The sequence below is a fragment of the Wolbachia endosymbiont (group A) of Bombylius major genome, from assembly GCF_947251895.1.
Taxonomy (GTDB): Bacteria; Pseudomonadota; Alphaproteobacteria; order Rickettsiales; family Anaplasmataceae; genus Wolbachia; species Wolbachia pipientis.
In genome coordinates, this window is sequence record NZ_OX366395.1 from 1,469,269 (window position 1) to 1,492,865 (window position 23,597).

Genomic DNA, 23,597 nt, shown 5'->3' on the forward strand with positions numbered 1-23,597 from the left:
AGATTTACTGACAATTTGAAAAACAAAAATTCGTCATTCCGCTACTATAGTATTTTCTAAAACGAATGATAAACGTCTAAAATGGTATTACCAACTAAAAGGTGTAAGTCTGTACATTGATGCATTAGAGGTCTGAGGCGACTTTTGATGGTGTGCCAACAATGCTCTATCGGATTTAGATCTTACTATTACCCACAAATATAAATGTTTGTTGCATAGCTCTTAATGGCATAACTTTTGCTTGAAATAACTGTTTATATGGTGCAATTTACAGCTTTTAGTTGCTAAAATTATAACTCTTAGTTTAATAATTTTAATCTAATAAGCTTTCAGGTTAATAAAATTAAATTATTTGAGTAAATACAATACTATGTTTTTATTTGTGGGTAATAGTAAGGCTTAAAGCAAAATGTAGTACGAACGGTAGGTGGATCTAAAAGATCGAATTACAATCCTGTATACAGCATTTTGCATTATTGTTTGATGATATTTATAGGTACAAAAATGGCTAGAATAATTTTCATGGGAGTAGATGTTTCCAAGGAAGCATTGGACATCTCAATTAATGGCAAGTATAAGCGCATAGCAAACGTGAGTGATGCTATATCTAAGTTTATAGAAACAAATATAGTCGATTTACCCATCAAGTTATGTGTAAACTGGTGGCTATGAAAAGCTCATTATAAAATTGTTGCAAGATAACTGTCCATAAAGCTCACCCGAATCGGGTATATGCATTTGCCAAAGCTTGCAATCATTTTGCAAAAACTGACAAGTTAGATGCTAAATTACTGGAAAAATACGCTGAATTTGTCAGTAAAGACGGTGAAGTAAAAGGATGTATAATTCCACAAAAGCAAGAGGAATTAAAGGAGCTGGGGGCAGTTGAGCGTAATTTAAATGATGCAATTCATGCAAACAAGTGTCGCCTGCAAAGTGCGACGGGAAAAGCTAGAGAATACATAGAAAGACAGATAGGGTTTGCTGAAAAACAATTGAAAGAAATTAGGCAAGACATAGAAGACACAATAGATTCTGACCCTGAATTGAAAGGAAAAAATGAGCTTTTAATCAGCTATAAAGGTATTGGGTCAAAGACGGCGAGCGTTCTACTGACAGAGGTGCCTGAGCTTGGTGGATTAGAGAATAGAGAAATTGCATGCTTAGTTGGAGTTGCACCTAAAACTAGTGAAAGTGGAAGAAAAGTTGGCAAAGCTCAAATCAAAGGAGGCAGGTTTTATGCAAGAAAAGCACTATACATGTCAGCTCTTGTTGCTATGCGCCACAACAGAAAAATGAAAGCGTTTTATCAGCGTTTGGTTGATTCTGGCAAAGCTGCTAAGGTTGCATTAGTTGCTGTCATGAGAAAAATTATCGTTTGTTTAAATGCCATGATAAAAAATAACAACTTTTATCTTGACTCTTAAGACGGTAGATTCCAATTTGCATGACAATATGGAGTATCTGCTTCTTTCATCCCAGTGGGATCTTTTATTCCATTTTATCAACAGTTTGTTTTGCAGTATCAAACAATTTTAATCCTATAATCCCGAATGTAACTAAAATAAAGCATATTACTTCGAATAAATTAACTGGTTCATCAAATAGGTAAACTCCAAGTATCGAAGCTCCTATAGCGCCCACTCCAGTCCAAATTGCATAGCATACTCCGATAGGTATAGAACGTGTAGCGAGCGAAAGTAAATATGTACTAAGAGCCATGGAGAGTATGCTAATTATTGATGGTACGAGATGAGTAAATCCATAACTATGCTTAAGTGTTATGACCCAGAACACTTCAATTAGTGACGATAAGAGTAAATATATCCAATTCATGCATAAATTTTTAGGTTTAAATAGAGAGCTTTAGCCCTATGCTTCCTATTACAATTAAAACGATACATAAAACTTGAGATAAATTAATATTCTCTGTGAAAGTGGTTGCACCAATTATAGTTATTCCAATTGTGCATATTCCAGAGGAAACTGCATAGCATACCCTAATAGGTAGAAAGCATGCTGCAAGAGATAAAAAGTAAATGCTAATGATCATAATTACCAATGTTGCAATCGAAGGCACAACTTTAGTAAAACTGTTACTAAACTTTAGCGTTACAGCCCACAGTATCTCTAGGATACTAGACAGCAACAAATACAACCAGCACATTTTCGTAACACTTCAATCTTGTATTGTAACAGAAATTGTTAGTTAAAACTACACTAAAGTGCAATAAATCTCTCTTTCGAAATTGCTTTAATATCAAACTTAAAACAACATCCTAAAAAACTTTTCTACGAAATTCAATTCCTGCACGTCATTTGCTGCATAAAGTGGTGTAGTTTGTTGCTCAATACCTGGTATTTCTACAAAAACTTTGCCCACTTCTTGACCTTTTTTAATTGGTGCAGGTATCATATCTTTATATTCAATACGCACCTTAATTTGGTCATGCAATTTGCGGTTGTAAGTTATGGTAACATCGTTTGCAACTGTAATAGGCACTTTTTTATCTTTTCCATAGAGAACATTTACTTCCTCAACTATGCTATCCTTAGCGAATATTTTCTTGGTGTTAAAATGATTTAAGGAATATTGTATCAGTCTTTTTGCTTCTTCTATTCGCTCTTTCTCAGTGTTTAAGCCATTTATGACAGCAAAAATTCTCCTATCATTTCGTTTTGCAGATGCTACAATGCCGTAACCACCAGCATTTGTATAACCGGTTTTTAAGCCATCAACCCCAATGTCGTGAAAAAGTAGAAGATTTTTATTCTTTTGTACAATTTCATTATATGTCAAATATTGTTCAGAAAATAAATCATAATATTCAGGAAAATCGGTGAAAATCCTTTTTGCCAGCATTACCAAGTCTTTTGCACTCATAAAATGATCTCCATCTGGCCACCCACTTGAGTTGACAAAATGACTGTCATTCAGATTCAAATTTTGTGCAACCTCATTCATTTCAGCCACAAAGTTCTCTTCTGATCCTGCAATGCCCTCGGCTAGTGTTATGCAGGCATCATTACCTGAAACTATTGTAATTCCTTCAAGTAATTCTCTCACTGTAACAAATTGACCTTCTTTCAAAAACATAGAAGAGCCTTTTCTTTCCCACGCTTTTCTACTTACTCGAAATTTATCCTCCATGTGTATTATTCCAGCTTTTAGATAATCGAATGCTACATATAAAGTCATTAGCTTGCTCATTGAAGATGGGGCCATTTTTTCATCAGAATTATGGTCAAAAATGAACGAGTCTGAAGCTAAATCTAAGACTACTGCTTGCTTTGCTTTGGTTCTAAACTGGTATGAGTATGAAGAAAAAGGAAGTATGGAAACTAATAGCAAAATTACCAATCTGCTTAACATATCTATAATTTTAAATTTACAGTGCACTAATTAATAGTATAATTTTACAGGGGCATTTCAATAGATCTCTTACGTAAAAATTCCTTGACACATCTCGCCAGCCCCCTTATCATGGTACTGAAGCTATTTATTTATCTTCTCTGTACAGATTAAATGACAAAAAAACTCACGTATCTGGCGTCTCATGTTTAATTTTTTGCACTATGTGCACCTTATGTCTTTATAAAATTCTAGGTTTTTACCTAATATAAGCTAAAATGTGCTTATAAAGCATTTAAAACATAAAAAAACGCCAACTTAAAAAATGGATAGTGAATAACTAGCTACCCTAGGGTTTCTTTTGCCTTTTTTTCTGTTTAGTAAATTTCTTAATGTTTATAATTTAGATTAGTTGCGGCTTAAAAGCAACTAAATCGCTCTTAATCAAGCGTTTTAGAATAAAAAAAACGCCGATATTTTAGTACATAGTAAATAGCCAACCACCACGGGGCTTCTTTTGCCTTTCTTTTCGTTTGGTAAATTTCTTAATATTTATAGCTAACATGAACAAACATTTGAGAGTAACTTCCGCTAGTAGGGTGTCATCCCAGTGCCCTCTACCTTGTCATCCCAGTGCTTGACACTGGGATGACACCATCATAAAGGAATCAGTGTCAGCTACTTTCATGACACCATTCTTTTTCCTGGATCCCAGTGTCTGGGCACTGGGATGACAAGGTAGAGGGCACTGGGATGACAGGAGAAGGAGGCTACTGGGATGACAGCTAGCCTGACAACCGTCATCCCGCTACGTGTTAGCGGGATCTATGCCAAGAGATACCGTGAATGAATCGCGGTATGACGTAGGATTGCTGTCATTCCGCTGCTTGTTAACGGCTGAATACCGCGAATGAATCGCGGTATGACGGTTAAGTATCCCGCTGCTTGGATGACAGCAGATCACCTCTTCACAAAGATTTTATCAGTAATACGCATATCAATAATACTCCAATCGCTGAAAGTAAAATCAGTTGTATTGTGTAAGTGGTTTAAATAGTTCCATGCACTATAAGGGTTATCTTCAGGCAGTTTTACTGTGGAATCGTTATCAAGTATGATATTCCATCTTCTATTCCCTATATAAGCAAAAGAAGAAATGTGGTCTCTTAATTGAGTTTTACTCTCCAACACATCTCTAACAAATTCTAGGTTTGATAACGAGTTTTGTCCTGTAATTACAACAAGATCATCTACTAGATAGTCATCTACGATCACTTTACCTTCAAAATCAATTACCGAGGTTTTGTTATTATCTTTCCAGAGAGCAAACGGTTTATGCTCATCTATATTAATGTGTAGAGTATTGGGCAAAATTCTGTGAACTCTTACGTGTTTTATCCACCTGCTTACGGATTGTATGTTACCGGCAAGTTTTGAAAGTGATATATACAGGATAGGTTGCGTTCTATCTGTCAAACTTAGAATATCCTTTTTGTTTGTAAATTTATTGCCGCTCACGACTACTTCGTCGATTGAAAATCCACTACTGAGTAATAAACTAGATAGGCAGTCATTATACCAAGTAAAGTAGTAATTAAATCGATTTATTATTTTATCAAGTGAGCTGTAAAGTATTAGCGTAAGAAAAAGTGCTGTGATAATAACCAAGGCACACTTACGCAAAAAACTCCTTTGGCTTCTAGTAATACTGCTCAACATGACTTAAATCCCTAATATTTTTGTGCTGCAAACTATCTTCAATAATAATTTTAACTAATTCATTAAAATTGATTCCTTTTGCCAATTTTGCAATTTCTGGCACTAACGATAACTCAGTAAAGCCAGGATGTGTATTAATCTCAAGCATTTTTAAAGTGTTATTTTTGGGATTATAACGGAAATCTGAGCGGGAAATAGTTTTGCATCCTAAAAATTGATGAACTTTCAGTGCGTGTTCCAAGGTCATTTTATATATATTGTTAGGAATTTCAGCAGGAAATATATGTTCTGCAAATCCATCTGTATACTTTGCTTCATAATCATAGAATTTATTTTTTGGTCTTATTTCTATAGTACCAATTGCTTCATCCAGCAATACAGCAGTATGTAACTCTATGCCCGGTATGTATTCTTCTACGATCATCTTTTCCATTATAGTAGAACTATTATCTTTCAGTTCTAAGTAATCCTCGTGCGAGAAAATTATGTACACTCCAATACTTGAACCTTCATTAATTGGTTTTAAGACGTACGGATAATCGATTTTAATATTATTTTTTAGTACATCTTCTCGGCTAATTACATAACCTTTTGGAGTATCAATACTAAGGGACCGGAATATATGCTTTGACATTGCCTTGTTCATAGCAACAGCCGAAGCCATAACTCCTGAGTGTGTATATTTTATACCTAAGATTTCCAATAAACCTTGAATGCAGCCATCTTCACCATAAGGTCCATGCAGAGCGATAAAAGCAAGGCCCGGATTAATTTTTTTAAGCTTTTCAGCAATATTGCTGTCAACATCTATTTCTATTGCATTATATGAAAGGCTATCGAGCGCCTTCTTTACTGCTTTTCCGCTCATAAGCGATATTTCTCTCTCACAAGAAAACCCACCACTTAAAATTGCTATAGTTGGAACCATAAGCATTCTATGTTTTACTATATAGCATATATAATGGTTACATTAAGCTTATTAAATACCTACTTTGGCTAACTATAAGACCTTCTTACTTTCTTCAAGCACTTTTTTTATCCACTTCAAATAGCGTGCTCGTCAACGGTACTGGCATGTTTGCTGTACCTTTATACTGTTCACAGACAAGCTTTTCTAAATCCTCAGCAGATTGTTCTTTTGCTTCTTCTTTTTTCACTACTCCACTAGTTACTAAATCAATTAAGGCTGTATTGTGTATTATCATTCGATTATTTAGCTCAAATATCTTTTTTGTATCAAGTGAAGAGTTTTTAATTAAGGCAGATAGTGCATGCATATATTTGTCTATATCAGAAAGACTTTTGCTTGTATCATAGTTGCTAACTAACATATATTCCTTCAAACGCTCAATTTCTTCTGGAGTAAACTTGTAAACTTCATCAAGTTTCCTTATTAAAGATATAGTAAGTATTCTACTTAGAACTCTTAATTCTCTAATAAATTGTATTCCTTCTCCTTCAGGATAAGACATTTCTTCTTTTTTATATTTCTTAAATAATTCTTGATCATAAGACTTTCTGAAATCTGACATCATTGCTAATGCTAACTCTTGTGAACCTAGCTTAAAAACTTCGTTGAAGCTGTTTGCGTTGGCATCTTGTGCACCGCCTGCAGTAATTCCACAACTATAAGAAATCTTTTCAGACAAGCTATGATACTCTTTTATCATCTCTTTCAGCAATATTTTAATATCATCTTCGGTTAACTCTACTGTTGATAATAGATCACATGTTTTTTCAAGATCACCATTCACTTGAAAAAGTAACCCTTCAATCTTTTTAATGGTTTCTCTTTTATTTATACTCACAACTTACCCCCAAGATTTGATGCTAATAGCTAATTTTATAATCAAATATTTCAAAAGTCAATAAGCTTTTTTCCTTAATCCTTAAGTTAATCGATACTAATTTATCAGCATAACAACTTAGATAACGCAACTATTTTCAGCAACCAAAAACAACAACCCTGAAATACAAAAAGTTTCTTTTCCTTCAGTAGCATTATTCTAAATTTTCATCAAAATAAGTTGTTTTATCCTTTTTTTCCTTATACTCTTCTGCAGTATAGAGAGGTTGTTTTTTAGCTGTGATATTTGGCCATTTTTGTGAGTATTCTACGTTTATGTTGTAAAATGACTTGAAAGTTTTTTGTTCGCTGCTCAGCAACTCTTCATCTAGTTCTAAAATATCTTTTATGGAATCATCAGTTACAATTGCATCCACCGGACACTCAGGTATGCACACTCCGCAATCAATACATTCATCTGGGTTAATCACGAGCATGTTTTTACCTTCATAGAAGCAGTCAACGGGACATACTTCCACACAGTCCGTATATTTACATTTTATGCATTTATCTGTAACAAAATGCGTCATAAAACACTGTATATTTGCATTATCTTGGGTACACTAAATTGATAAGAAATTCAAGCCTTTTATGAAGATAAATAAATTGAACAACAAAGAATTAGAAGTATGGTTAAGCTTGGCTAGAACTATAGGACCAATAAAGTTTTTTAGTATACTAAGAACACATGGATCGCTAGATGAGGTGTTGAAATATCTCAATAGGGTGGCTAATAATAAGGTGTATGGCATTCAAGATGCACGAGAAGAAATCAATAATGCAGAAAGAATTGGAGCTAAAATTATACCCGCATGTGACCCAAATTACCCTGATCTTTTAAGAAATATCTCTAGTTGTCCTCCTGTAATAACTGCGCTTGGTGATATATCATTATTAAGCCGTGAGATAATTGCAATAATCGGTGGGCGTAACTCTTCAATGAATGGAAGAAATTTTGCCAATAAGTTGGCACTTGATTTAAGCGAAGCTGGTTTTGTTATTGTTTCTGGACTTGCAAAAGGAATCGATACTGCAGCAAACAGTGTAATATACAAAAATCATCCCACTATTGCTGTTACAGCAAGCGGAATTGATGTGGTGTATCCAAAAGAGAATTTTGATCTATACAAAAAAATCACTGGGAACGGTGGTTTAGTAATTACTGAGCTTCCATTTGCTACTAAACCAAAGCCTCAATATTTTCCTCAGAGGAATCGAATTATATCTGGTCTATCGCTGGGTGTTGCAGTGATTGAAGCATCGAAACGTTCTGGCTCTCTAATAACAGCAGATTTTGCTTTAAATCAAGGGAGAGAGGTGTTTGCAGTTTCTGGTTTCCCTTTAGATTCACGCTGTAGTGGTAGTAATTATTTAATTAAAAACGGTGCTAAGCTTATCGAATCCGCTGATGACATAATAGAGAGTATTAGGTTTAGTTTACCTCCGCAGCAAAAAAACCTATTTGATGTTGAGCACCATTTTGTTAACCAAAAACAAGAAAAATTACAACAGGCAAAATCTGTTATAGTTGATCATATTAACTCTGTACCTGTTGACATAGATGAACTTATACTAGCAAGCGGACTTTCTACCAACATAGCTCTAATGGCTCTTTTAGAACTAGAGTTGGAAAACAAAATAGAGCGTTCACCGGGGAATAAAATATCGTTAATTTTCTAGATTACTTTAGCTATAAGCCCACAACCGTACGAACATTATGATTTGAGTTCACCAAGAAAGATGTCATTCCAGCGCGTGACGCTGGAATCCAGCCTTTATTATGCAGCTACTTGGTTGAAATTAAGTCTTCTGGATCCCAGTGTCTGGGCACTGGGATGACACCGTCTTGGATAGAAATCAGTATCAGCTACTTAGATGACACCACTTTTGTATGGAAACCAGTGTTACCTTGACAACCTTCATCTCGCTACGTGTTAGCGGATACCGTGACGGTATGACTAGGGAGTACGCGTTAGCGGAATCTACTGAGACGCCCGTGATAGCCCTATTTCTATAGTGAGTAATTCCCTCTTATCTACTTTTAGAATTGATAAGAGAAAACTTTTTTTCAACCTGTTGTATGATTTTATAAAAGTGATCGAAATCTAAGCTTGCACTGCCAATTAAAACTCCTGATAAATTTGAAATATTTAACAAATTTTCTATATTTTCTGAACTGACTGAACCACCATATATAATGTGTTTTTTACTAGTACACAATTTTATTACCTCTATCACCTCAGCAATTGCATCATTATTTGGCACATGACCTGTGCCTATTGCCCATATTGGCTCATATGCTACGGTATATTCACCGTGTGTTGGCAAGCGGTTTTTGCATTGATATTCTATTACTTCTTTTGTTTTTTCATTCTTATAATCTTCTGAATTTTCACCTACACAGATAATTGGGTGTAAGCCTGATTCTATTGCTATTTCCGACTTAAGTTTTATTTCACTATCTTTTTCATTGGCCCTTTCAGAATGCCCAAGTATTACGTAAGTACACCCTAGTTCTTTTAACATTTCTGCGCTAATTTCACCTGTGTAAGAACCGAACTTTTTATGATGGCAATTCTGTGCTCCTATATTAATATTATTGTTCAACTCTATACTGCTTGGAAATGACGTAAAAGGAGGGCAAATTACTAATTTAGAGGTAATTTCGTTGCTCTTGTCGTTAAGTTTGCCTATAAAGTCAACAAATGAAGAACGCATTCCATTCATTTTCCAATTTGCTACTATTAAAAAGGACATCAACTTTACTTATATGAGTGAGAGTGCCGGCTGTCGGACTTGAACTGACAACCTACTGATTACAAGTCAGTTGCTCTACCAATTGAGCTAAGCCGGCGTTAAACACATTAATAATATACAATTATCAATGAATTTTAGTCAACTAATTTTTAAAATACTGTATAATGAAAATAATATGAGAAAATTTTTACTGAAGCCAAAAAAGAGTCTAGGGCAAAATTTTATTTTATCGAGTGAGATAACAAAAAGAATAGTCGTTTTAGCTGGTAGTCTGGAAAATTTTAATGTCATTGAAATTGGTCCTGGATATGGTGCATTAACAAGAGAAATATTGGTGCATAATCCAAAGTCTCTACTTTCTATAGAAAAAGATAGAGATTTAGTAAAACACCATGACCAACTGCTAAATGAGCATCAAGGAAAGTATAGAATTATAGAAGCGGATGCACTGCATGTTACAGAAGAAGAGCTGATAGAGCGCCCAGTTAAAGTTATTGCTAACTTGCCTTACAATATCTCGGTAGTGTTATTTTTAAAGTGGTTAAATAATATAAAATTTTTTACGAGTTTGACATTAATGTTTCAAAAAGAGGTAGCAGATCGCATTACGGCAAGACCCAATTCTAAAGATTATGGTTCCTTATCAGTGCTAAGCCAGTTACTATGTGATATAAAAAAGGAATTTGATATTGAACCTAAAGAGTTTTTTCCAAGACCAAAAATACATTCTTCAGTAATTACAGTAAATCCTTTGCCTATCCCAAAATTTGCAGTAAATTTGGAAACCTTAACAAGATTAACACGTGCTGTTTTTTCTCAAAGAAGAAAGATGCTGAGAAATAGCTTGCAAAATATAACGAACCACGCTGAAACTGTCCTTGAAAACGCTAAATTGAGTGGAAACCAGCGTCCAGAAGACTTAACCATTGAGCAGTTTTGTTTGCTGGCAAATAATGTAGAATGCTTATTTTGCAATAAAATATATTAGCAACCATATAGCCTTTCTATCCCCTAAAAACAGTTAGAGCTATACGACAGAGCCACACCGGCTTCTATAGCTCCGCTTCTGTCATCCTATGGCTTACTGTACGAACATTGCAATATGGCACATAGTAAACGATGTCATTCCAGTCTGGAATCCAGCTTTTTCATAATCATTAAAACGTTGTATTTTAACATAAAACGGCTACTTTTATACTTAATAAAATTCCTGGATCCCAGTGTCTGGGCACTGGGATGACATCATAGGGACACTGGAATGACATCATAGGAGGCTTGGATGACACCTTAACGATTTGAAGAACCGTCATCCCGCTGCTTGTTAGCGGGATCTAGAGATACCGCAAATGAATCGTGGTATGACGTAGGGAAACCTTTCTTGGGTTAGCTATAGAATGCTTATTCTGCAATAAAATGTATTAGCAACCATATAGCTTTTCTATCTCCTAAAAACAGTTAGAGCTATACAATTAAAGGCTCCTAGCTAATTTTGCCTATTGCAATTTAATTAATTGGCGTATAAGCTTTAAATAAAGCCTATGAAAAAAATGGAAGCTTGTTATTCGTTTGACGATATACTTCTTTTGCCAGCCTATTCTGATATATTACCTTGCGATGCAGATACAAAAACTTATTTAACAAATAGTATAGAACTAAATATCCCTCTCATATCCTCTGCAATGGATACTGTTACTGAATCGGGCTTTGCAATAGCTATTGCCCAACATGGAGGGATAGGTTGCATACATAAGAATTTATCAATAGATGAACAAGTTTTAGAAGTGAGAAGGGTGAAAAAATATGAAAGTTGGATCGTGTATAACCCAATTACGATTTCACCGGATAAAACAGTTGCGGAAGCAATTTCATTAATGAGAGAGCACAATTATTCTGGCATTCCTGTAGTCGATCAACGCAAGTTAGTTGGAATTTTAACTAACCGAGATGTGAGGTTTATTGAAGACCAGAACATGAATGTAAAAGTTTCCGAAGTGATGACAAAAGATAAGTTAGTGACAGTGCGGGAGCAGGGAGTGAATAGTGCCTCAGCAATGAAATTGTTGCATGAAAATAGAATAGAAAAGCTTTTGGTCGTAGATGAAAATTCTTGTTGTATAGGTTTAATTACGGTTAAAGACATTGAAAAATACAATAGATACCCAAATTCATGTAAAGACAGTAAAGGACGGCTCAGAGTTGCCGCTGCAATTGGCACTGGTAAAAAAGATGGTATAGAAAGATGTGAAGCTTTGATCGGAGAAGAAGTTGATGTAGTTGTTGTGGATACTGCTCACGGTCATTCCGAAAACGTTATCAATACCATTAGGGAAATAAAAAAGATGTATCCTAATACGCAATTAATTGGTGGAAACATTGCAACAAAGGAGGCTGCTGAAGTGTTGATTGATGCGGGTGTTGATGCAGTAAAGGTTGGAATAGGACCAGGATCAATCTGTACAACCAGAATAGTTACAGGCGTTGGTGTGCCACAATTCTCTGCAATCAAGAATGTTGCAGAGACGTGTAGAGCAAGAAACGTAAGACTAATTGCTGATGGTGGGGTAAAATACTCAGGAGATGTTGCAAAAGCTATTGCAGCTGGTGCTGACTCTGTGATGATTGGTTCGATTTTTGCTGGCACTGACGAAAGTCCAGGTGAGATTATCATGTATAAGGGCAGAGCATATAAAGGCTATCGAGGAATGGGATCTATTAGTGCAATGAAACGAGGTTCAGCTAGCCGTTATTTTCAAGATAAAGATTCAAAACTCAAATTAGTTCCACAAGGAGTGGAAGGAAGAGTTCCATTCAAAGGTCCAGCTTCAGGAGTAATCCATCAATTGATTGGCGGATTGCAAGCTGCAATGGGTTATACTGGTAACAGGAATATAGAAGAAATGAAGAAAAACTGCAAATTTGTTACTATTACTGCATCAGGATTAAGAGAGAGTCACGCTCATGATATAGTCATTACACAAGAAGCTCCAAATTATGCTTATCAAACGTCCAATTTGTCAACCGATTCAGATTAGTCCAGAAAAAGTAGAGAGAAAGTTAAGACGTTTTTGGAGTAAAATAAAACGTTTTTTCAAAATATGACAAATAGAAGAGAATATACAGCAGAATTCAAATTAGAAGCTGTTAAGCTGGTTAAAGAAACAGGTCAAGCAAGTACAAAAATAGCAAAAGATCTAGGTATAGATGGCAGTATGTTAAGTAAGAAAATATGATGGAAAAATGTCTGGAGCATACGCATTTCCAGGCAAAGGCTCCTTATGACAAAGAAAGATTTGATCTAAAAAAAGAGCTAATAAGAGAAAGAGACATCTTAAAAAAAGCCCTGGGCAAAGAAAAAGAGTAAAGTATTCTTTTATATAGAAATTGCTATAAAACACAGGAACTATGTAGGGTTTTGTACTGGTGGTATGGGTTGCTAAGGAAAAAAGCAGTAAAGAATTAGCAAAAGAAGGGCTTCTAGCAGATATTCAAAAAATACATCAAGCTTCTAAATGCAGATATGGAGCCCCTAAAATTCACGCTGAATTAAAAGCTTTAGGCAAAAATTAAAACAGTACAAAGTGTTATGCAAGAAAATGGCATTAAAGCCAAGCTTAGACGAAGGTTCAAAAATAAAAAACAGCAAATAAGCAACCGAGTTGTGGCTCCGAACACATTGGATCAAAATTTTACTACTGATCAGCCAAATAAAGTTTGGGATTACCTACATAAAAACTAAAGAAGGTTGTTGGCGGCAATAATTGACCTATATTCACGCATGGTGGTTAATGAGTAACATGATAATTAGTTATAGATTCTTTATTGATGGCCGTTGATAAACGCAAACCCGATAAAAATCTGCTGTTACATAGCGATCAAGGGTCACAGTATACCTCTCAAAATTACCAATTTCTATTGAATACAAAAAACATCATTTCCAGCATGAGCCATAAGGGCTGTTGTTACGATAACTCTGTTGCAGAAAAGTTCACTTAAAAGGGAGCTGCTTATTGATACTTCTCGCTCAACAAACCAGAACTGCCATATTTGAATACATAGAAATCTTTTATAACAAATAACGTAGACATTCTACTATTAACTATTGCATTCCTGCACAATTTATTCTCATGATAAAAACGTCTTAACTTTCTCTCTACTTTTTCTGGGTAAGGTCAAATAGAGAATTTTACAAAAATCTATTTTTAACTTACAATCAATTATTACAATTTTAAACCTACAACTTATGTACAACAGGCTTATAGTCAAATCTTTTTCAGTATTATGCATCTGTTTATTTGCTTTATACATAACACTGCCAAATTTCTTTGATAATAAGCTTTTTATTTCGAAAAAAAGAATAAACTTAGGCCTTGACCTGAAAGGAGGGGCATCTTTGCTTTTAAACATAGACTTAGACTTCTATTTTAAGGAAAAGCTAGGCATGCTAGCAGGTGAGATAAAAGAGACATTGCTAACAAAAAATATTGAATCTAACGTACAAAATAACGTTGTAACTTTAAATAATATTGATGATTATAAAAAAGCATCTGTGTTGATTAATGCGATAAATCCAAATTTAGAGCTAAATAGAAGAGATTCTTCAATTCTCATTTCATATAAACCCCATTATAAAAATTCTTTGATCAGTGAAGTAGTTGCAGAATCAATAAACAATGTCCAGCGCCGTTTGGACAAACTTGGCACAAAGGAAGTCAGCGTTCAAAAACAAGGACAGAATAAAATATTAGTGCAGGTGCCTGGAGTAGAAGACACCAAGCAGATAAAATCTTTGCTTGGCAAAACTGCTAAGCTAGCTTTTCATTTGGCAAACACTAACATAGCCAAGGTGCAGGATATAGATCACGAAACTACTGTCATGCTCAAGGATTCTTTAGGTAATTCTTATCCAATATTCCGCAAAACTGAAATAGGTGGCGATTCGCTGGTTAACGCATCAGTTAGATTCGGCAATTTAGGTAAACCGACAGTGCATTTTAAATTTGACAGCATAGCGAGTAAAAGATTCGCGAAAATCACTAAAGAAAATGTAGGAAAGCCTTTTGCAATTGTTCTGGATAACACAGTCTTAACAGTACCTACAATACGTGAGCCAATTTTAAATGGAGAGGGAGAAATTAGCGGTAATTTCACTGAAAAACAAGCAAGCGAACTTGCAATACTTTTAAAATCTGGAGCACTGCCAGCACCACTTAAAATAATTGAAGAAAAAAACATTGGCCCAAGCCTTGGAGAAGAATCAATAAAGGCAGGGGAAATGGCAGCAACAATCTCTATTGTAGCCGTGGCTTTATTTATAATCATCACTTACGGCAAATTAGGTGTATTGGCCTCTGTTGCGCTTTTTTCTAATGTAATTCTTATATTATCAATTCTCACTCTGCTTGAAGCAACTCTAACTTTACCTGGAATTGCCGGTATTGCACTCACTGTCGGTATGGCGGTGGATGCAAATGTTTTAATATTTGAGCGAATTCGTGAGGAAATAAAATCTGGCAAGAGAGTGGAACGTGCTATTGAAGAAGGGTTTAAAAACGCTATAAAGACAATACTGGATTCAAATATCACTACATTAATTGCTGCAGGAATAATGTTCATTATTGGCAGCGGAGCAATTAGAGGCTTTTCTGTCACTTTATCAATAGGAATTTTATGTTCTATGTTTTCTGCAATCACAGTCACAAAACTCCTGATAGAGTTGTGTATGAACCCGAAGAAACTAGCACTTTGTTAGTCAACCACCTTCATTCCCACAACGTTATATCCTGAATCAACGTGCAAAATTTCTCCAGTAGTGCCACTACTTAAGTCGCTTAATAAGTATAACGCTGCCTTGCCAACATCCTCTATTGTAACATTGCGTCTGAGCGGAGAATTATTTCTATTCCATTCTGATATGGAGTGAAAATCGCTTATTCCAGAAGATGCTAAAGTTCTGATTGGACCAGCGGAAATTGCATTTACTCTGATATTTTGTGGTCCAAGATCACATGCTATATATTTTACACTTGCTTCAAGTGCCGCTTTACATAAACCCATAACGTTATAATTTGGCATAACTTTTTCAGCGCCATAATAAGATAAAGTAAGTAAACTACCACCATTTGACATCATTTTTTCAGCCCTTTGCGCTAAAGCAGTAAAAGAATAGCACGATATATGCATTGCATTGAGGAAGTTATTCAGTGAAGTATCGACATATTTACCATTTAACTCATTTTTATCGGAGAATGCTATTGCATGCACCAAAAAGTCAAGAGTACCCCATTTTTTCTCTATTATTTCAAAAGCGTTATCTATGATTTCTTCATTTGAAACATCACAGTGTAATATTAGCTCCACATTTAATTCATCTGCTATCGGTAATAATTTTTCTTTTACTATTTCATTCTGGTAGGTGATTGCAAGTTCTGCCCCGTGCTCTGAGAGAGTTTTTGCTATACCGCATGCTATTGATCTCTTATTTATTATTCCAGTTATTAACCCCTTTTTGCCTTGTAATAGACTTGTCGTCATAGGACTATCTGTTTTTTTATAATTTGGAGTATTAACTAAGCAAAGTCAAGATATCACTATGTTTTAAAACATTTTTTGCAGTAACTTGAAGTCTAATACCACTGTTAACAAAAAGGCAGCAATGAGAGTTTCTAACAGCCGTCTATCTTAGATTGCTCCTTATTAAAAGAAATAAAGCTTTATTAATTAAATATTATAGTTAATAACTATAATATTTTAACAAGTAATTAAAATAGTGTTAAACTGCGTGCATAAAATAATTAGTGAGGTTACGATGTTAAGCAGTATTATAAAAGTAAAATTAGAGAAAAACTGTTGTCCTTTTAAAGCATTAGAAGAATTCTTTGTTGGCAATACATTTAATATAGATGATCGAAAAGGATTCAAAGATTCTTTGGTAGAGTTAGTTATGAAACATTATTACTTTGGCAATAAAATTTTAACTTTAACTCTACCAAGAGAAGCAATACCTAATTCTTTCGCTTTAGAGCTTTTGTCTTCACTTTATAAAGAAAATGCGCTAGCTTTACCTGTTATATTAAAATACCTTGTTCACAGGAATTTATCTAAAGATTTTGATGAGATCAGTAAAAAATTACAGGCCAAAATGGATCAAGATATACAAGAAGCGGAGCTACAAAACAATTCTAAAATTTCTAAAAAAATTGAGGTATGCAAACAAGACATTTTAAATGTTCTTAGTGGCGGTAAATCAGTATTGGATGATCAATTGAAGCAAAAACACTATTCTATACTAGAAAATGAGGTTGCAAAATTAAAGGCTGAGATTTCAAAAGAACTAGAAGACTATACTAACAACACTAACATTCATGAAATATATCAAAGCCTTAATAACAAAAGAAAAGAAAAAGAACATTGTGAGGAAATAGGAGTGCCTGCACTTTGTACTTCTGGTATTGCCACACTTTGTATGTTGTTTTTTGCTCCACTTATAGCAATCCACATTTGTGATTTTAGAAGGGGTGGTATAGGTTTTTTAGAGGCTCTTATGTATACAGCAACTCCATTTTTGGTTGTTGCAACGTTAGCACTTATAATAGCAGGTGTAGCTTACTTAATAAAGAGGCACTATGAGCAAAGTTTTGCAAAAGAAATGCAAGACTTTATAGAAGGACCAAAATATGTAGATAAAGCAACTAATACTGAAGATGTGAAGAAATTAGAACAAGAAGAAACAAAAGTAGGCGATTATGGTAAAAAACCTTCGGCACCACCATACGATGAACCTAAGCAGTTAGGGTTGTACCCAGATCTTTCAGAAGAACAACCACCATCATACGAAGAAGCTTGCCGCACTATCGTGCAATTGGAAGATTCAGGACCAAGCAGTAATCTTGATTTTGCTGAGCAGCTAAAACCTGGTACAGATCTTTTAGGGAGTCTTTCAGAACAACAAAACGCAAAATTGGGTCCTGTTCTACTTCCATCTAATACAATGTAATAAAGGGGTATAACTCAGAGCTAGAGGTTATGATTGTAATAAAGACATAAAAAAAACGGACAAGTCAAGTAAAGTTACAAATGTAATTTTGCTTGACTATCCATTTATTACCACCTAAAGCAGCTAACAAAGCCATCCCATATGACATTTTGTCTATACCCAATTAAGCATATTAATAAGTAAGTAAATCTTAATATAATCTTATTATACTTATAAATACGCTGTATAGAATGAAAGTATGGATGATTTCATAACTGCAAGAAGAAAAGATGATGCTGTGGTATCTGTTTGTCAGGATAATAAGAAAAAAAACGTGTTAATTTTAGGGCTCAATCAAGCCGCAAGGAATTTGTTAAAATACGAGGAAGGGAATTTACTTAATAAGCCGTTAATCAATATTTTAAGTGCAAGAGCAGCTGACGACATGAAGAATTATTTAGAGTATACCGAAAATGGGCACGATTTACTTGATATATTACCTAAAGTGATAGATTTTTCCTTAACTGATGCTAAAGGAGAAGATATCAGGACAAAAGTAAAAGTTTTCCGCACTGCACAATTTGCCAGTAATAAAATAAATTATGAGCTATTAATACGTGATATCAGTTTGTCCCATAAACTAGGAATCTTTAGAGATAAATATCTAATGGGTAAAAAATATAAAAACCATGACTTATTCGATATACCGGGCAATGAGTCCACTATTCTAGAGTTATACGTTATATTAAATTTTGCCTTTCAACATCAAATTAATGCAGCTATAGGAGTGATTGGCTTAAATAGTAGCTGTAGTGAGACAAATAATGCACTGAAAGTTATCATAGAACATTTTTATAAAAATTGCCGTAGTGATGATTTTCTAGGGTATATTGATGAGAATAAAGTGCTTTTTGTTTTGATTAACTGCGATGTAAAAAGTACATCTAAAATAATTAATCGTATACATTCTGCCATTAATAAGCAGTTATTAATGCAAAAATTACCAAGTGTATCAATAATTTATGGGAATATAGCTCAAAAACAGGCAGCAAAATCTACCAGCGGTACCTTCTGAAAAGTTGTTTTTTATTTATATTGAGTTTAAACTTAAGTTTTTATAAAGATTTAAGTTTATTTATGAAGTTAAAGTACTACCTGGTAGCACTGCTTTCATCATTGTTTTTGCAGAATAGTGCTAGCTCTAAAACAATTTTGGATAAGGAAATATTTTATGCAGAACTAGACGGAAAAATAGATTTGAGATTCGGCTACGCCTTCAACAGAGATTCTTTCAATGCTAAGCCTAAGGATAAAACTTCAAGTGATTCATACTTGCGCTTTCTTTATTTACAGCAAGTTTATCCAAATACTCAAATGGGGGTTAATGTTAAGGCAGGGGTTTCTGGTATTGCAAACCTAAAAGCGTTAGACATAGAAAAGTTAGACATGGAGGAATGGTATTTTATCATAAAAAACCAGGAACTTGGATCAATTGAATATGGTAAAAGAAGTTTAGTTGGTCAGAGCATGTTAATTAACACTTCAAAAATTTATGCAGCTGCTGGAGGAGTAAATGGTTGCTGGGCAAACTATGCAAATTTGCGCGGTGATCCTAAAAAAGATGGTGACCCTGGATATGATAAAGACAAGGTATTTTGGGTAAAACCCAACATTTACAGTGAGTATAATGGACTCGAACTAGGGTTAAAACAATCATCAATTAACTACATCTCCCCTAAAATCTATAACTTTCAACTCGGGTTCAGTTACGTCCCAGGAAAAAATAACTTACAATATAGCAATCTAATTGCTGCTGGCCTTTCCTATAAAAACAGCTTGTCAGATGATATAGGTTTTACTACTGCCTTAACTGGTGAATTTGCAAGAGAAAATTTAACTGATTGCTCAGATGGGACTTCTAAAAATTATGAATGCCGCAATCAATTACTACACTGGAATTTTGGTTTGAAGCTAAAATTGTTCGATCTTGATTGCATTTTTTCGTATGGTAATGGTGGTAAATCTGGTGAGAAGCGTAATCCTGAAACAAATAATACGTATTATATGAATGCAGGTATCGCTTACCGTTCTGATTCTTACAAATCAAGCTTAACATATTTTAGTAGTGGTAGGGATATTGCAGGCGAAGGTACAAACGAGTTAACATCATATGCTTTAAGTCTTGAAAATTCTCTTTTTTTAGGTACTTCATACTATTTCGATATTGTAAAGTTTAGTACAAAAGAGCCTAAAATAGAAAATAACAACTCTGGTTATGTGTTCTTGGCTGGACTGAAATTAAGTTTTTAATATTGCCTCCTTCCAACACTCTTTTCTGTCATCCAAGGTAACCGTTCACAGATTTGTATTAAACAGGACTTGATATGACACTTTAAAAAAGTAAGTTAAGAATAATAAAAATAAGGAGTGTTAGAAATGAGTACAATACAAACAAAAATACTAAAACCAAAACTAGGATTACTAGAGCTAGCAAAACAATTAGGAAATGTGTCTCAAGCGTGCAAAGTGATGGGATACTCAAGAGATACATTTTATCGATTCAAGGAGTTATATGAAAATGGGGGAGAAGAAGCATTACATGAAATAAGTAAGAAAAAACCGCTATTAGCAAACAGAGTTTCGGAAGATATAGAAAGAGCAATAATTGGCATAGCTACAGAATTTCCTGCATATGGACAAGAAAGAGCTGCAAATGAGCTGAGAAAAAGAGGTATAATAATTTCCCAAGGAGGAGTAAGATCTGTATGGCTAAGAAATGACCTTGAAACTTTGAAAAAGAGACTTAAAGCACTGGAGGCAAAAGTAGCTCAAGACGGAATCATTTTAACTGAAGAACAACTTGCAGCTTTAGAAAAAGTGAAAGAACAAAGGGAAGCTCATGGTGAAATTGAGACGCAACATCCAGGTTATTTGGGTTCTCAAGATACCTATTATGTGGGCAATATCAAAGGCATAGGGCGCATTTATCAGCAAACTTTTGTTGATACTTATTCCAGAGTTGCAATGGTTAAACTTTACACGGACAGAACAGCCATTACAGCTGCAGATCTTCTTAACGATAGAGTTATCCCATTTTTTGATGAGCAGAGAATTCCATTATTACGCATTCTAACTGATAGGGGTACGGAGTATTGTGGCAAGCCCGAAAATCACGCTTATCAGCTATATTTAGGAATCGAAAATATCGATCATTCTAGAACCAAAGCCAACTCTCCACAAACTAATGGCATATGTGAAAGATTCCATAGAACTATGCAAGATGAGTGTTACAATATTATCTTTAGAAAGAAAATCTACTATTCTTTGGAGGATCTACAGATCGATGTTGATCATTGGTTGCGTTCTTACAATGAGACAAGGCCTCACTCAGGCAAATACTGCTATGGCAAAACACCTATGCAAACGTTTTTTGACAGTAAACATATTGCTTTTCAGAAAAATATTAGTAGCATTAAACAACAGCCTGATATTAGTTTTGACTACGTCAATTCTTCTGTCAGTTAATTCTTCTGTCAGTTAATTCTTCTCTGTCAGATTAAATCTTGTCTTTTACACTGTTTGCTAATAGCGGTTTTTTCTTACTTATTTCATGTAATGCTTCTTCTCCCCCATTTTCATATAACTCCTTGAATCGATAAAATGTATCTCTTGAGTATCCCATCACTTTGCACGCTTGAGACACATTTCCTAATTGTTTTGCTAGCTCTAGTAATCCTAGTTTTGGTTTTAGTATTTTTGTTTGTATTGTACTCATTTCTAACACTCCTTATTTTTATTATTCTTAACTTACTTTTTTAAAGTGTCATATCAAGTCCTGTTTAATACAAATAATTTACCCTTACATAGTTTCATCTTTACCTGAAGGATGGATGTGTCCTGAGGAAAATCTCTTAGTCAATCCAGCTGGTAGATTTGTTATTGGTGGGCCAGTTGGTGATTGTGGATTAACCGGACGAAAAATTATGGTTGATACTTATGGAGGTTATATTCCACACGGTGGAGGAGCATTTTCCGGAAAAGATGCAACCAAAGTTGATAGATCTGCAGCTTATATGGCAAGATACCTTGCTAAAAATATTGTCTTTGCAGGGTTGGCTGAACGTTGTCTGGTGCAGCTTTCTTATGCAATTGGTATATCAAAACCTACTTCATTCTATATTGATACATTTGGTACGAATACGATAGAGGAAAGAGTAATTAAAAAGTTTATTGAGAATAATATAGATTTATCAACAAAAGGCATAATCAAGCATTTATCGCTTAATCATCCTATATATAAACGTACAGCCTGTTATGGACATTTTGGTAAAAAGTCAGAAAATGATGGTGGATTTTCTTGGGAAAACATGAACTTGTCTGCTGATCTTTGTAGAGAATTCAATATAGAAGGTAATAGTAAAATTTCTTTAGATTGCTAAAATTTTTGATTTACAGCCCCATATTCATATACTAGCTTATTGTTAAAGTATAATTGCTTTTTCATAATAATTATACCATATTAGTGATAATTTTTTTTATATTCAGTTTTTATTGTGAGGCTCATAAAGTGTATAACGAAATAGAAGGAGAACTGTACAACGTAATTGTAAAAGAGTTTTCCGATCTTATTGATAAGATGAAAGAACATCCTTTTTATGTTGAATTGATGAATGGTACTTTAGATTATAAAAGATTTAAATTTTACCTTCAGCAGGATTTTCTAGGTTCTGTAGATTGCGCTCGTGCTCATTTACTTGTTGCAGCTAAAGTTAATGATGTTGAGACAATGAGTAGGTTAATTGATATAACAAAAGGGGCATTTGATTTTCGAGAACAATATAAAAAATATTTCGAGGATTGTGATCTATCTGATAATCATAAAAAGTCAAGAGCTTGTTCTGCCTGTGTTGACCTTTTCATGAGTACTGCGTATCACAATTCTGTTACTGAGACCTTAGTGTTGTCTTATTCTCTCTTTAATGTATACCAAATTGTTATATGCCATATGGTAAATGAGATAACAACTAAGGGGATTAAAAATAACAAATACAAAAAGTGGATTGATATCTGTAATAGCAAAGGAATGGACGCGGTGGTTGAAGAGGTTAGTGATATTACAAGTGAGCTATACAAAAAAGCTAGTGACTGTGAAAAGGAAAAGATATATGAGCTTTGTAGAAAAGGACTGGAGCTAGAGATAATGTTTTTGGATGAGGCATATTACTCTAATATACCTCAATAAAAACGCATTAGCACAAGTTGTTTACGTTGGCAGTATTGTAGTGTTCAGTGGTATAATTAAGAGTTGTTATGGATCAAATCTTTTAAAGGATATAATTGAGCATCCTTTTAATGTTGAATTGGCGAATAACACTCTAAGTATAGAAAGTTTCAGATTCTATATTCAACAAGGTACATTACTCTTGAGTGATTATATTCGTACCGTCTTAATTACTGCATCCAGGGTAGAAGACTGTAACAATGTTGTTTCACTTATTAGGGTGGCTCGAGGGGCAATTGCTATTGAAAGAATTTTGCATAACCACTACTTTGCTATATATGCTATAAATCGTGGAGAGCAATCTCTTGAGTGCTTAAATTTCACTAATTTTCTTTTGTCTACCTCATATAGCAACACTTATGAAGCCATAACAGTTTTGTATTCTTATATGTTTATATACAAGACTATCGTTGATAGTATGAAAAATAGATTCAAGAAAAATAATAGATATAAGGATTGGTTTGATTTTTATAGCGGTAGTTTTATAGAGTCTGGATGCATTATTTTGGAAAATATTGTTGATGGATATTGCAGCAAAGCAAGAGAAAATGAAAAGAGCATGATGCTTAAGTTATTTAGAATAAGCGCCCAATTCATGTTAGATTTTTTGAACGGTGCATATAATTTTTCACAGTTCAATCAAGATTTTAGGAAATATTGACAATTTTAA

20 protein-coding genes, 1 tRNA gene and 4 pseudogenes are annotated in these 23,597 nt (G+C 34.3%); 14 read left to right on the forward strand and 11 right to left on the reverse strand.

Going from position 1 to position 23,597, the window contains the following annotated elements; all coding sequences use genetic code 11:
- Window positions 1-504 precede the first annotated feature (504 nt).
- A pseudogene (locus tag OPR49_RS07800) lies at window positions 505-1,427 on the forward strand (IS110 family transposase).
- Between the two features lie 64 nt (window positions 1,428-1,491).
- Here OPR49_RS07800 and OPR49_RS07005 read toward each other — a convergent pair.
- The 7 genes from OPR49_RS07005 to OPR49_RS07035 form a co-directional block, all read right to left on the reverse strand.
- Window positions 1,492-1,836: a DMT family transporter gene (locus OPR49_RS07005; protein ID WP_006279756.1), complete on the reverse strand. Its 345-nt coding sequence runs from the start codon at window positions 1,834-1,836 to the stop codon at window positions 1,492-1,494.
- Between the two features lie 16 nt (window positions 1,837-1,852).
- Window positions 1,853-2,167, reverse strand: coding sequence for a DMT family transporter (locus OPR49_RS07010; RefSeq protein WP_010082606.1), 315 nt, complete (start codon window positions 2,165-2,167; stop codon window positions 1,853-1,855).
- A 99-nt stretch (window positions 2,168-2,266) separates the two neighbouring features.
- Window positions 2,267-3,373: a D-alanyl-D-alanine carboxypeptidase family protein gene (locus OPR49_RS07015; protein ID WP_265027020.1), complete on the reverse strand. Its 1,107-nt coding sequence runs from the start codon at window positions 3,371-3,373 to the stop codon at window positions 2,267-2,269.
- 939 nt (window positions 3,374-4,312) lie between these two features.
- Window positions 4,313-5,071, reverse strand: coding sequence for a cell division protein FtsQ/DivIB (locus OPR49_RS07020; RefSeq protein ID WP_265027021.1), 759 nt, complete (start codon window positions 5,069-5,071; stop codon window positions 4,313-4,315).
- Window positions 5,052-6,005: a D-alanine--D-alanine ligase gene (locus OPR49_RS07025; RefSeq protein ID WP_265027022.1), complete on the reverse strand. Its 954-nt coding sequence runs from the start codon at window positions 6,003-6,005 to the stop codon at window positions 5,052-5,054. The genes OPR49_RS07020 and OPR49_RS07025 overlap by 20 nt, the downstream gene beginning before the upstream one ends.
- Before the next feature lie 88 nt (window positions 6,006-6,093).
- On the reverse strand, window positions 6,094-6,879 hold the full coding sequence (locus OPR49_RS07030; RefSeq protein WP_265027023.1) for a hypothetical protein: 786 nt from the start codon (window positions 6,877-6,879) through the stop codon (window positions 6,094-6,096).
- A gap of 193 nt (window positions 6,880-7,072) precedes the next feature.
- Window positions 7,073-7,447 (reverse strand): ferredoxin family protein, encoded by a 375-nt coding sequence (locus OPR49_RS07035; RefSeq protein ID WP_063630600.1) that lies wholly within the window; start codon window positions 7,445-7,447, stop codon window positions 7,073-7,075.
- A 61-nt stretch (window positions 7,448-7,508) separates the two neighbouring features.
- On the opposite strand from OPR49_RS07035, the gene dprA reads away from it, so the two are divergent.
- Together dprA and OPR49_RS07045 are read left to right on the forward strand one after the other, a co-directional pair.
- Entirely contained in the window at window positions 7,509-8,597 is a 1,089-nt protein-coding gene (gene dprA, locus OPR49_RS07040; RefSeq protein WP_265027024.1) for a DNA-processing protein DprA, read from the forward strand.
- A 110-nt stretch (window positions 8,598-8,707) separates the two neighbouring features.
- Window positions 8,708-8,830: a hypothetical protein gene (locus tag OPR49_RS07045; protein ID WP_265027025.1), complete on the forward strand. Its 123-nt coding sequence runs from the start codon at window positions 8,708-8,710 to the stop codon at window positions 8,828-8,830.
- 118 nt (window positions 8,831-8,948) lie between these two features.
- On the opposite strand, the gene OPR49_RS07050 is transcribed toward OPR49_RS07045, so the two are convergent.
- Both OPR49_RS07050 and OPR49_RS07055 read right to left on the reverse strand, forming a co-directional pair.
- Window positions 8,949-9,674 carry a triosephosphate isomerase gene (locus OPR49_RS07050; protein ID WP_265027026.1) on the reverse strand — a complete coding sequence of 242 codons (726 nt, stop codon included), beginning with the start codon at window positions 9,672-9,674 and terminating at the stop codon, window positions 8,949-8,951.
- 24 nt (window positions 9,675-9,698) lie between these two features.
- Window positions 9,699-9,771, reverse strand: a tRNA-Thr gene (locus tag OPR49_RS07055).
- Window positions 9,772-9,849: 78 nt separating this feature from the next.
- Between OPR49_RS07055 and rsmA the strand changes: the two genes are divergently transcribed.
- The 4 genes and pseudogenes from rsmA to secD all read left to right on the forward strand — a co-directional run bounded on the left by rsmA (window position 9,850) and on the right by secD (window position 15,423).
- Window positions 9,850-10,662 (forward strand): 16S rRNA (adenine(1518)-N(6)/adenine(1519)-N(6))-dimethyltransferase RsmA, encoded by an 813-nt coding sequence (gene rsmA, locus OPR49_RS07060; protein WP_265027027.1) that lies wholly within the window; start codon window positions 9,850-9,852, stop codon window positions 10,660-10,662.
- A 550-nt stretch (window positions 10,663-11,212) separates the two neighbouring features.
- Entirely contained in the window at window positions 11,213-12,706 is a 1,494-nt protein-coding gene (gene guaB / locus OPR49_RS07065) for an IMP dehydrogenase (protein ID WP_265027029.1), read from the forward strand.
- Between the two features lie 63 nt (window positions 12,707-12,769).
- Window positions 12,770-13,750 (forward strand): annotated as a pseudogene (locus OPR49_RS07805) (IS3 family transposase).
- A gap of 164 nt (window positions 13,751-13,914) precedes the next feature.
- Window positions 13,915-15,423 carry a protein translocase subunit SecD gene (gene secD, locus OPR49_RS07085; protein ID WP_265027030.1) on the forward strand — a complete coding sequence of 503 codons (1,509 nt, stop codon included), beginning with the start codon at window positions 13,915-13,917 and terminating at the stop codon, window positions 15,421-15,423.
- Here secD and OPR49_RS07090 read toward each other — a convergent pair.
- On the reverse strand, window positions 15,420-16,205 hold the full coding sequence (locus OPR49_RS07090; RefSeq protein ID WP_265027031.1) for an enoyl-ACP reductase FabI: 786 nt from the start codon (window positions 16,203-16,205) through the stop codon (window positions 15,420-15,422). The genes secD and OPR49_RS07090 overlap by 4 nt on opposite strands.
- A 274-nt stretch (window positions 16,206-16,479) precedes the next feature.
- On the opposite strand from OPR49_RS07090, the gene OPR49_RS07095 reads away from it, so the two are divergent.
- The 4 genes from OPR49_RS07095 to OPR49_RS07110 all read left to right on the forward strand — a co-directional run bounded on the left by OPR49_RS07095 (window position 16,480) and on the right by OPR49_RS07110 (window position 21,171).
- Complete coding sequence (locus tag OPR49_RS07095) at window positions 16,480-17,667, forward strand: hypothetical protein (protein WP_265027032.1); 1,188 nt, start codon at window positions 16,480-16,482, stop codon at window positions 17,665-17,667.
- Between the two features lie 238 nt (window positions 17,668-17,905).
- Window positions 17,906-18,721: a hypothetical protein gene (locus OPR49_RS07100; RefSeq protein WP_265027033.1), complete on the forward strand. Its 816-nt coding sequence runs from the start codon at window positions 17,906-17,908 to the stop codon at window positions 18,719-18,721.
- Between the two features lie 62 nt (window positions 18,722-18,783).
- Window positions 18,784-19,956, forward strand: coding sequence for a porin (locus OPR49_RS07105; protein WP_265027034.1), 1,173 nt, complete (start codon window positions 18,784-18,786; stop codon window positions 19,954-19,956).
- A 126-nt stretch (window positions 19,957-20,082) separates the two neighbouring features.
- A complete protein-coding gene (locus OPR49_RS07110) occupies window positions 20,083-21,171 on the forward strand; it encodes an IS481 family transposase (protein WP_265027486.1) in 1,089 nt (362 codons plus the stop codon).
- 34 nt (window positions 21,172-21,205) lie between these two features.
- On the opposite strand, the pseudogene OPR49_RS07115 reads toward OPR49_RS07110, so the two are convergent.
- Window positions 21,206-21,421 (reverse strand): annotated as a pseudogene (locus tag OPR49_RS07115) (helix-turn-helix domain-containing protein); the annotation flags it as partial.
- 70 nt (window positions 21,422-21,491) lie between these two features.
- Here OPR49_RS07115 and OPR49_RS07120 point away from each other — a divergent pair.
- The 3 genes and pseudogenes from OPR49_RS07120 to OPR49_RS07130 all read left to right on the forward strand — a co-directional run.
- Window positions 21,492-22,085: pseudogene (locus OPR49_RS07120) on the forward strand (methionine adenosyltransferase domain-containing protein); the annotation flags it as partial.
- A 128-nt stretch (window positions 22,086-22,213) separates the two neighbouring features.
- Window positions 22,214-22,888: a thiaminase II/PqqC family protein gene (locus tag OPR49_RS07125; RefSeq protein ID WP_265027035.1), complete on the forward strand. Its 675-nt coding sequence runs from the start codon at window positions 22,214-22,216 to the stop codon at window positions 22,886-22,888.
- Window positions 22,889-22,928: 40 nt separating this feature from the next.
- Window positions 22,929-23,588 (forward strand): thiaminase II/PqqC family protein, encoded by a 660-nt coding sequence (locus tag OPR49_RS07130; RefSeq protein WP_406833439.1) that lies wholly within the window; start codon window positions 22,929-22,931, stop codon window positions 23,586-23,588.
- The last annotated feature ends 9 nt before the right edge of the window (window positions 23,589-23,597 follow it).

Bases quoted from the DNA above. Each gene is read 5' to 3' on its own strand.
- OPR49_RS07035 (WP_063630600.1), bottom strand. From the start codon at position 7,447: ATGACGCATTTTGTTACAGATAAATGCATAAAATGTAAATATACGGAC.
- OPR49_RS07005 (WP_006279756.1), bottom strand. From the start codon at position 1,836: ATGAATTGGATATATTTACTCTTATCGTCACTAATTGAAGTGTTCTGG.
- OPR49_RS07015 (WP_265027020.1), bottom strand. From the start codon at position 3,373: ATGTTAAGCAGATTGGTAATTTTGCTATTAGTTTCCATACTTCCTTTT.
- OPR49_RS07105 (WP_265027034.1), top strand. From the start codon at position 18,784: ATGAAGTTAAAGTACTACCTGGTAGCACTGCTTTCATCATTGTTTTTG.
- OPR49_RS07090 (WP_265027031.1), bottom strand. From the start codon at position 16,205: ATGACGACAAGTCTATTACAAGGCAAAAAGGGGTTAATAACTGGAATA.
- OPR49_RS07110 (WP_265027486.1), top strand. From the start codon at position 20,083: ATGAGTACAATACAAACAAAAATACTAAAACCAAAACTAGGATTACTA.
- OPR49_RS07010 (WP_010082606.1), bottom strand. From the start codon at position 2,167: ATGTGCTGGTTGTATTTGTTGCTGTCTAGTATCCTAGAGATACTGTGG.
- dprA (WP_265027024.1), top strand. From the start codon at position 7,509: ATGAAGATAAATAAATTGAACAACAAAGAATTAGAAGTATGGTTAAGC.
- OPR49_RS07025 (WP_265027022.1), bottom strand. From the start codon at position 6,005: ATGCTTATGGTTCCAACTATAGCAATTTTAAGTGGTGGGTTTTCTTGT.
- OPR49_RS07100 (WP_265027033.1), top strand. From the start codon at position 17,906: ATGGATGATTTCATAACTGCAAGAAGAAAAGATGATGCTGTGGTATCT.
- guaB (WP_265027029.1), top strand. From the start codon at position 11,213: ATGAAAAAAATGGAAGCTTGTTATTCGTTTGACGATATACTTCTTTTG.
- OPR49_RS07050 (WP_265027026.1), bottom strand. From the start codon at position 9,674: ATGTCCTTTTTAATAGTAGCAAATTGGAAAATGAATGGAATGCGTTCT.
- OPR49_RS07020 (WP_265027021.1), bottom strand. From the start codon at position 5,071: ATGTTGAGCAGTATTACTAGAAGCCAAAGGAGTTTTTTGCGTAAGTGT.
- secD (WP_265027030.1), top strand. From the start codon at position 13,915: ATGTACAACAGGCTTATAGTCAAATCTTTTTCAGTATTATGCATCTGT.
- OPR49_RS07095 (WP_265027032.1), top strand. From the start codon at position 16,480: ATGTTAAGCAGTATTATAAAAGTAAAATTAGAGAAAAACTGTTGTCCT.
- rsmA (WP_265027027.1), top strand. From the start codon at position 9,850: ATGAGAAAATTTTTACTGAAGCCAAAAAAGAGTCTAGGGCAAAATTTT.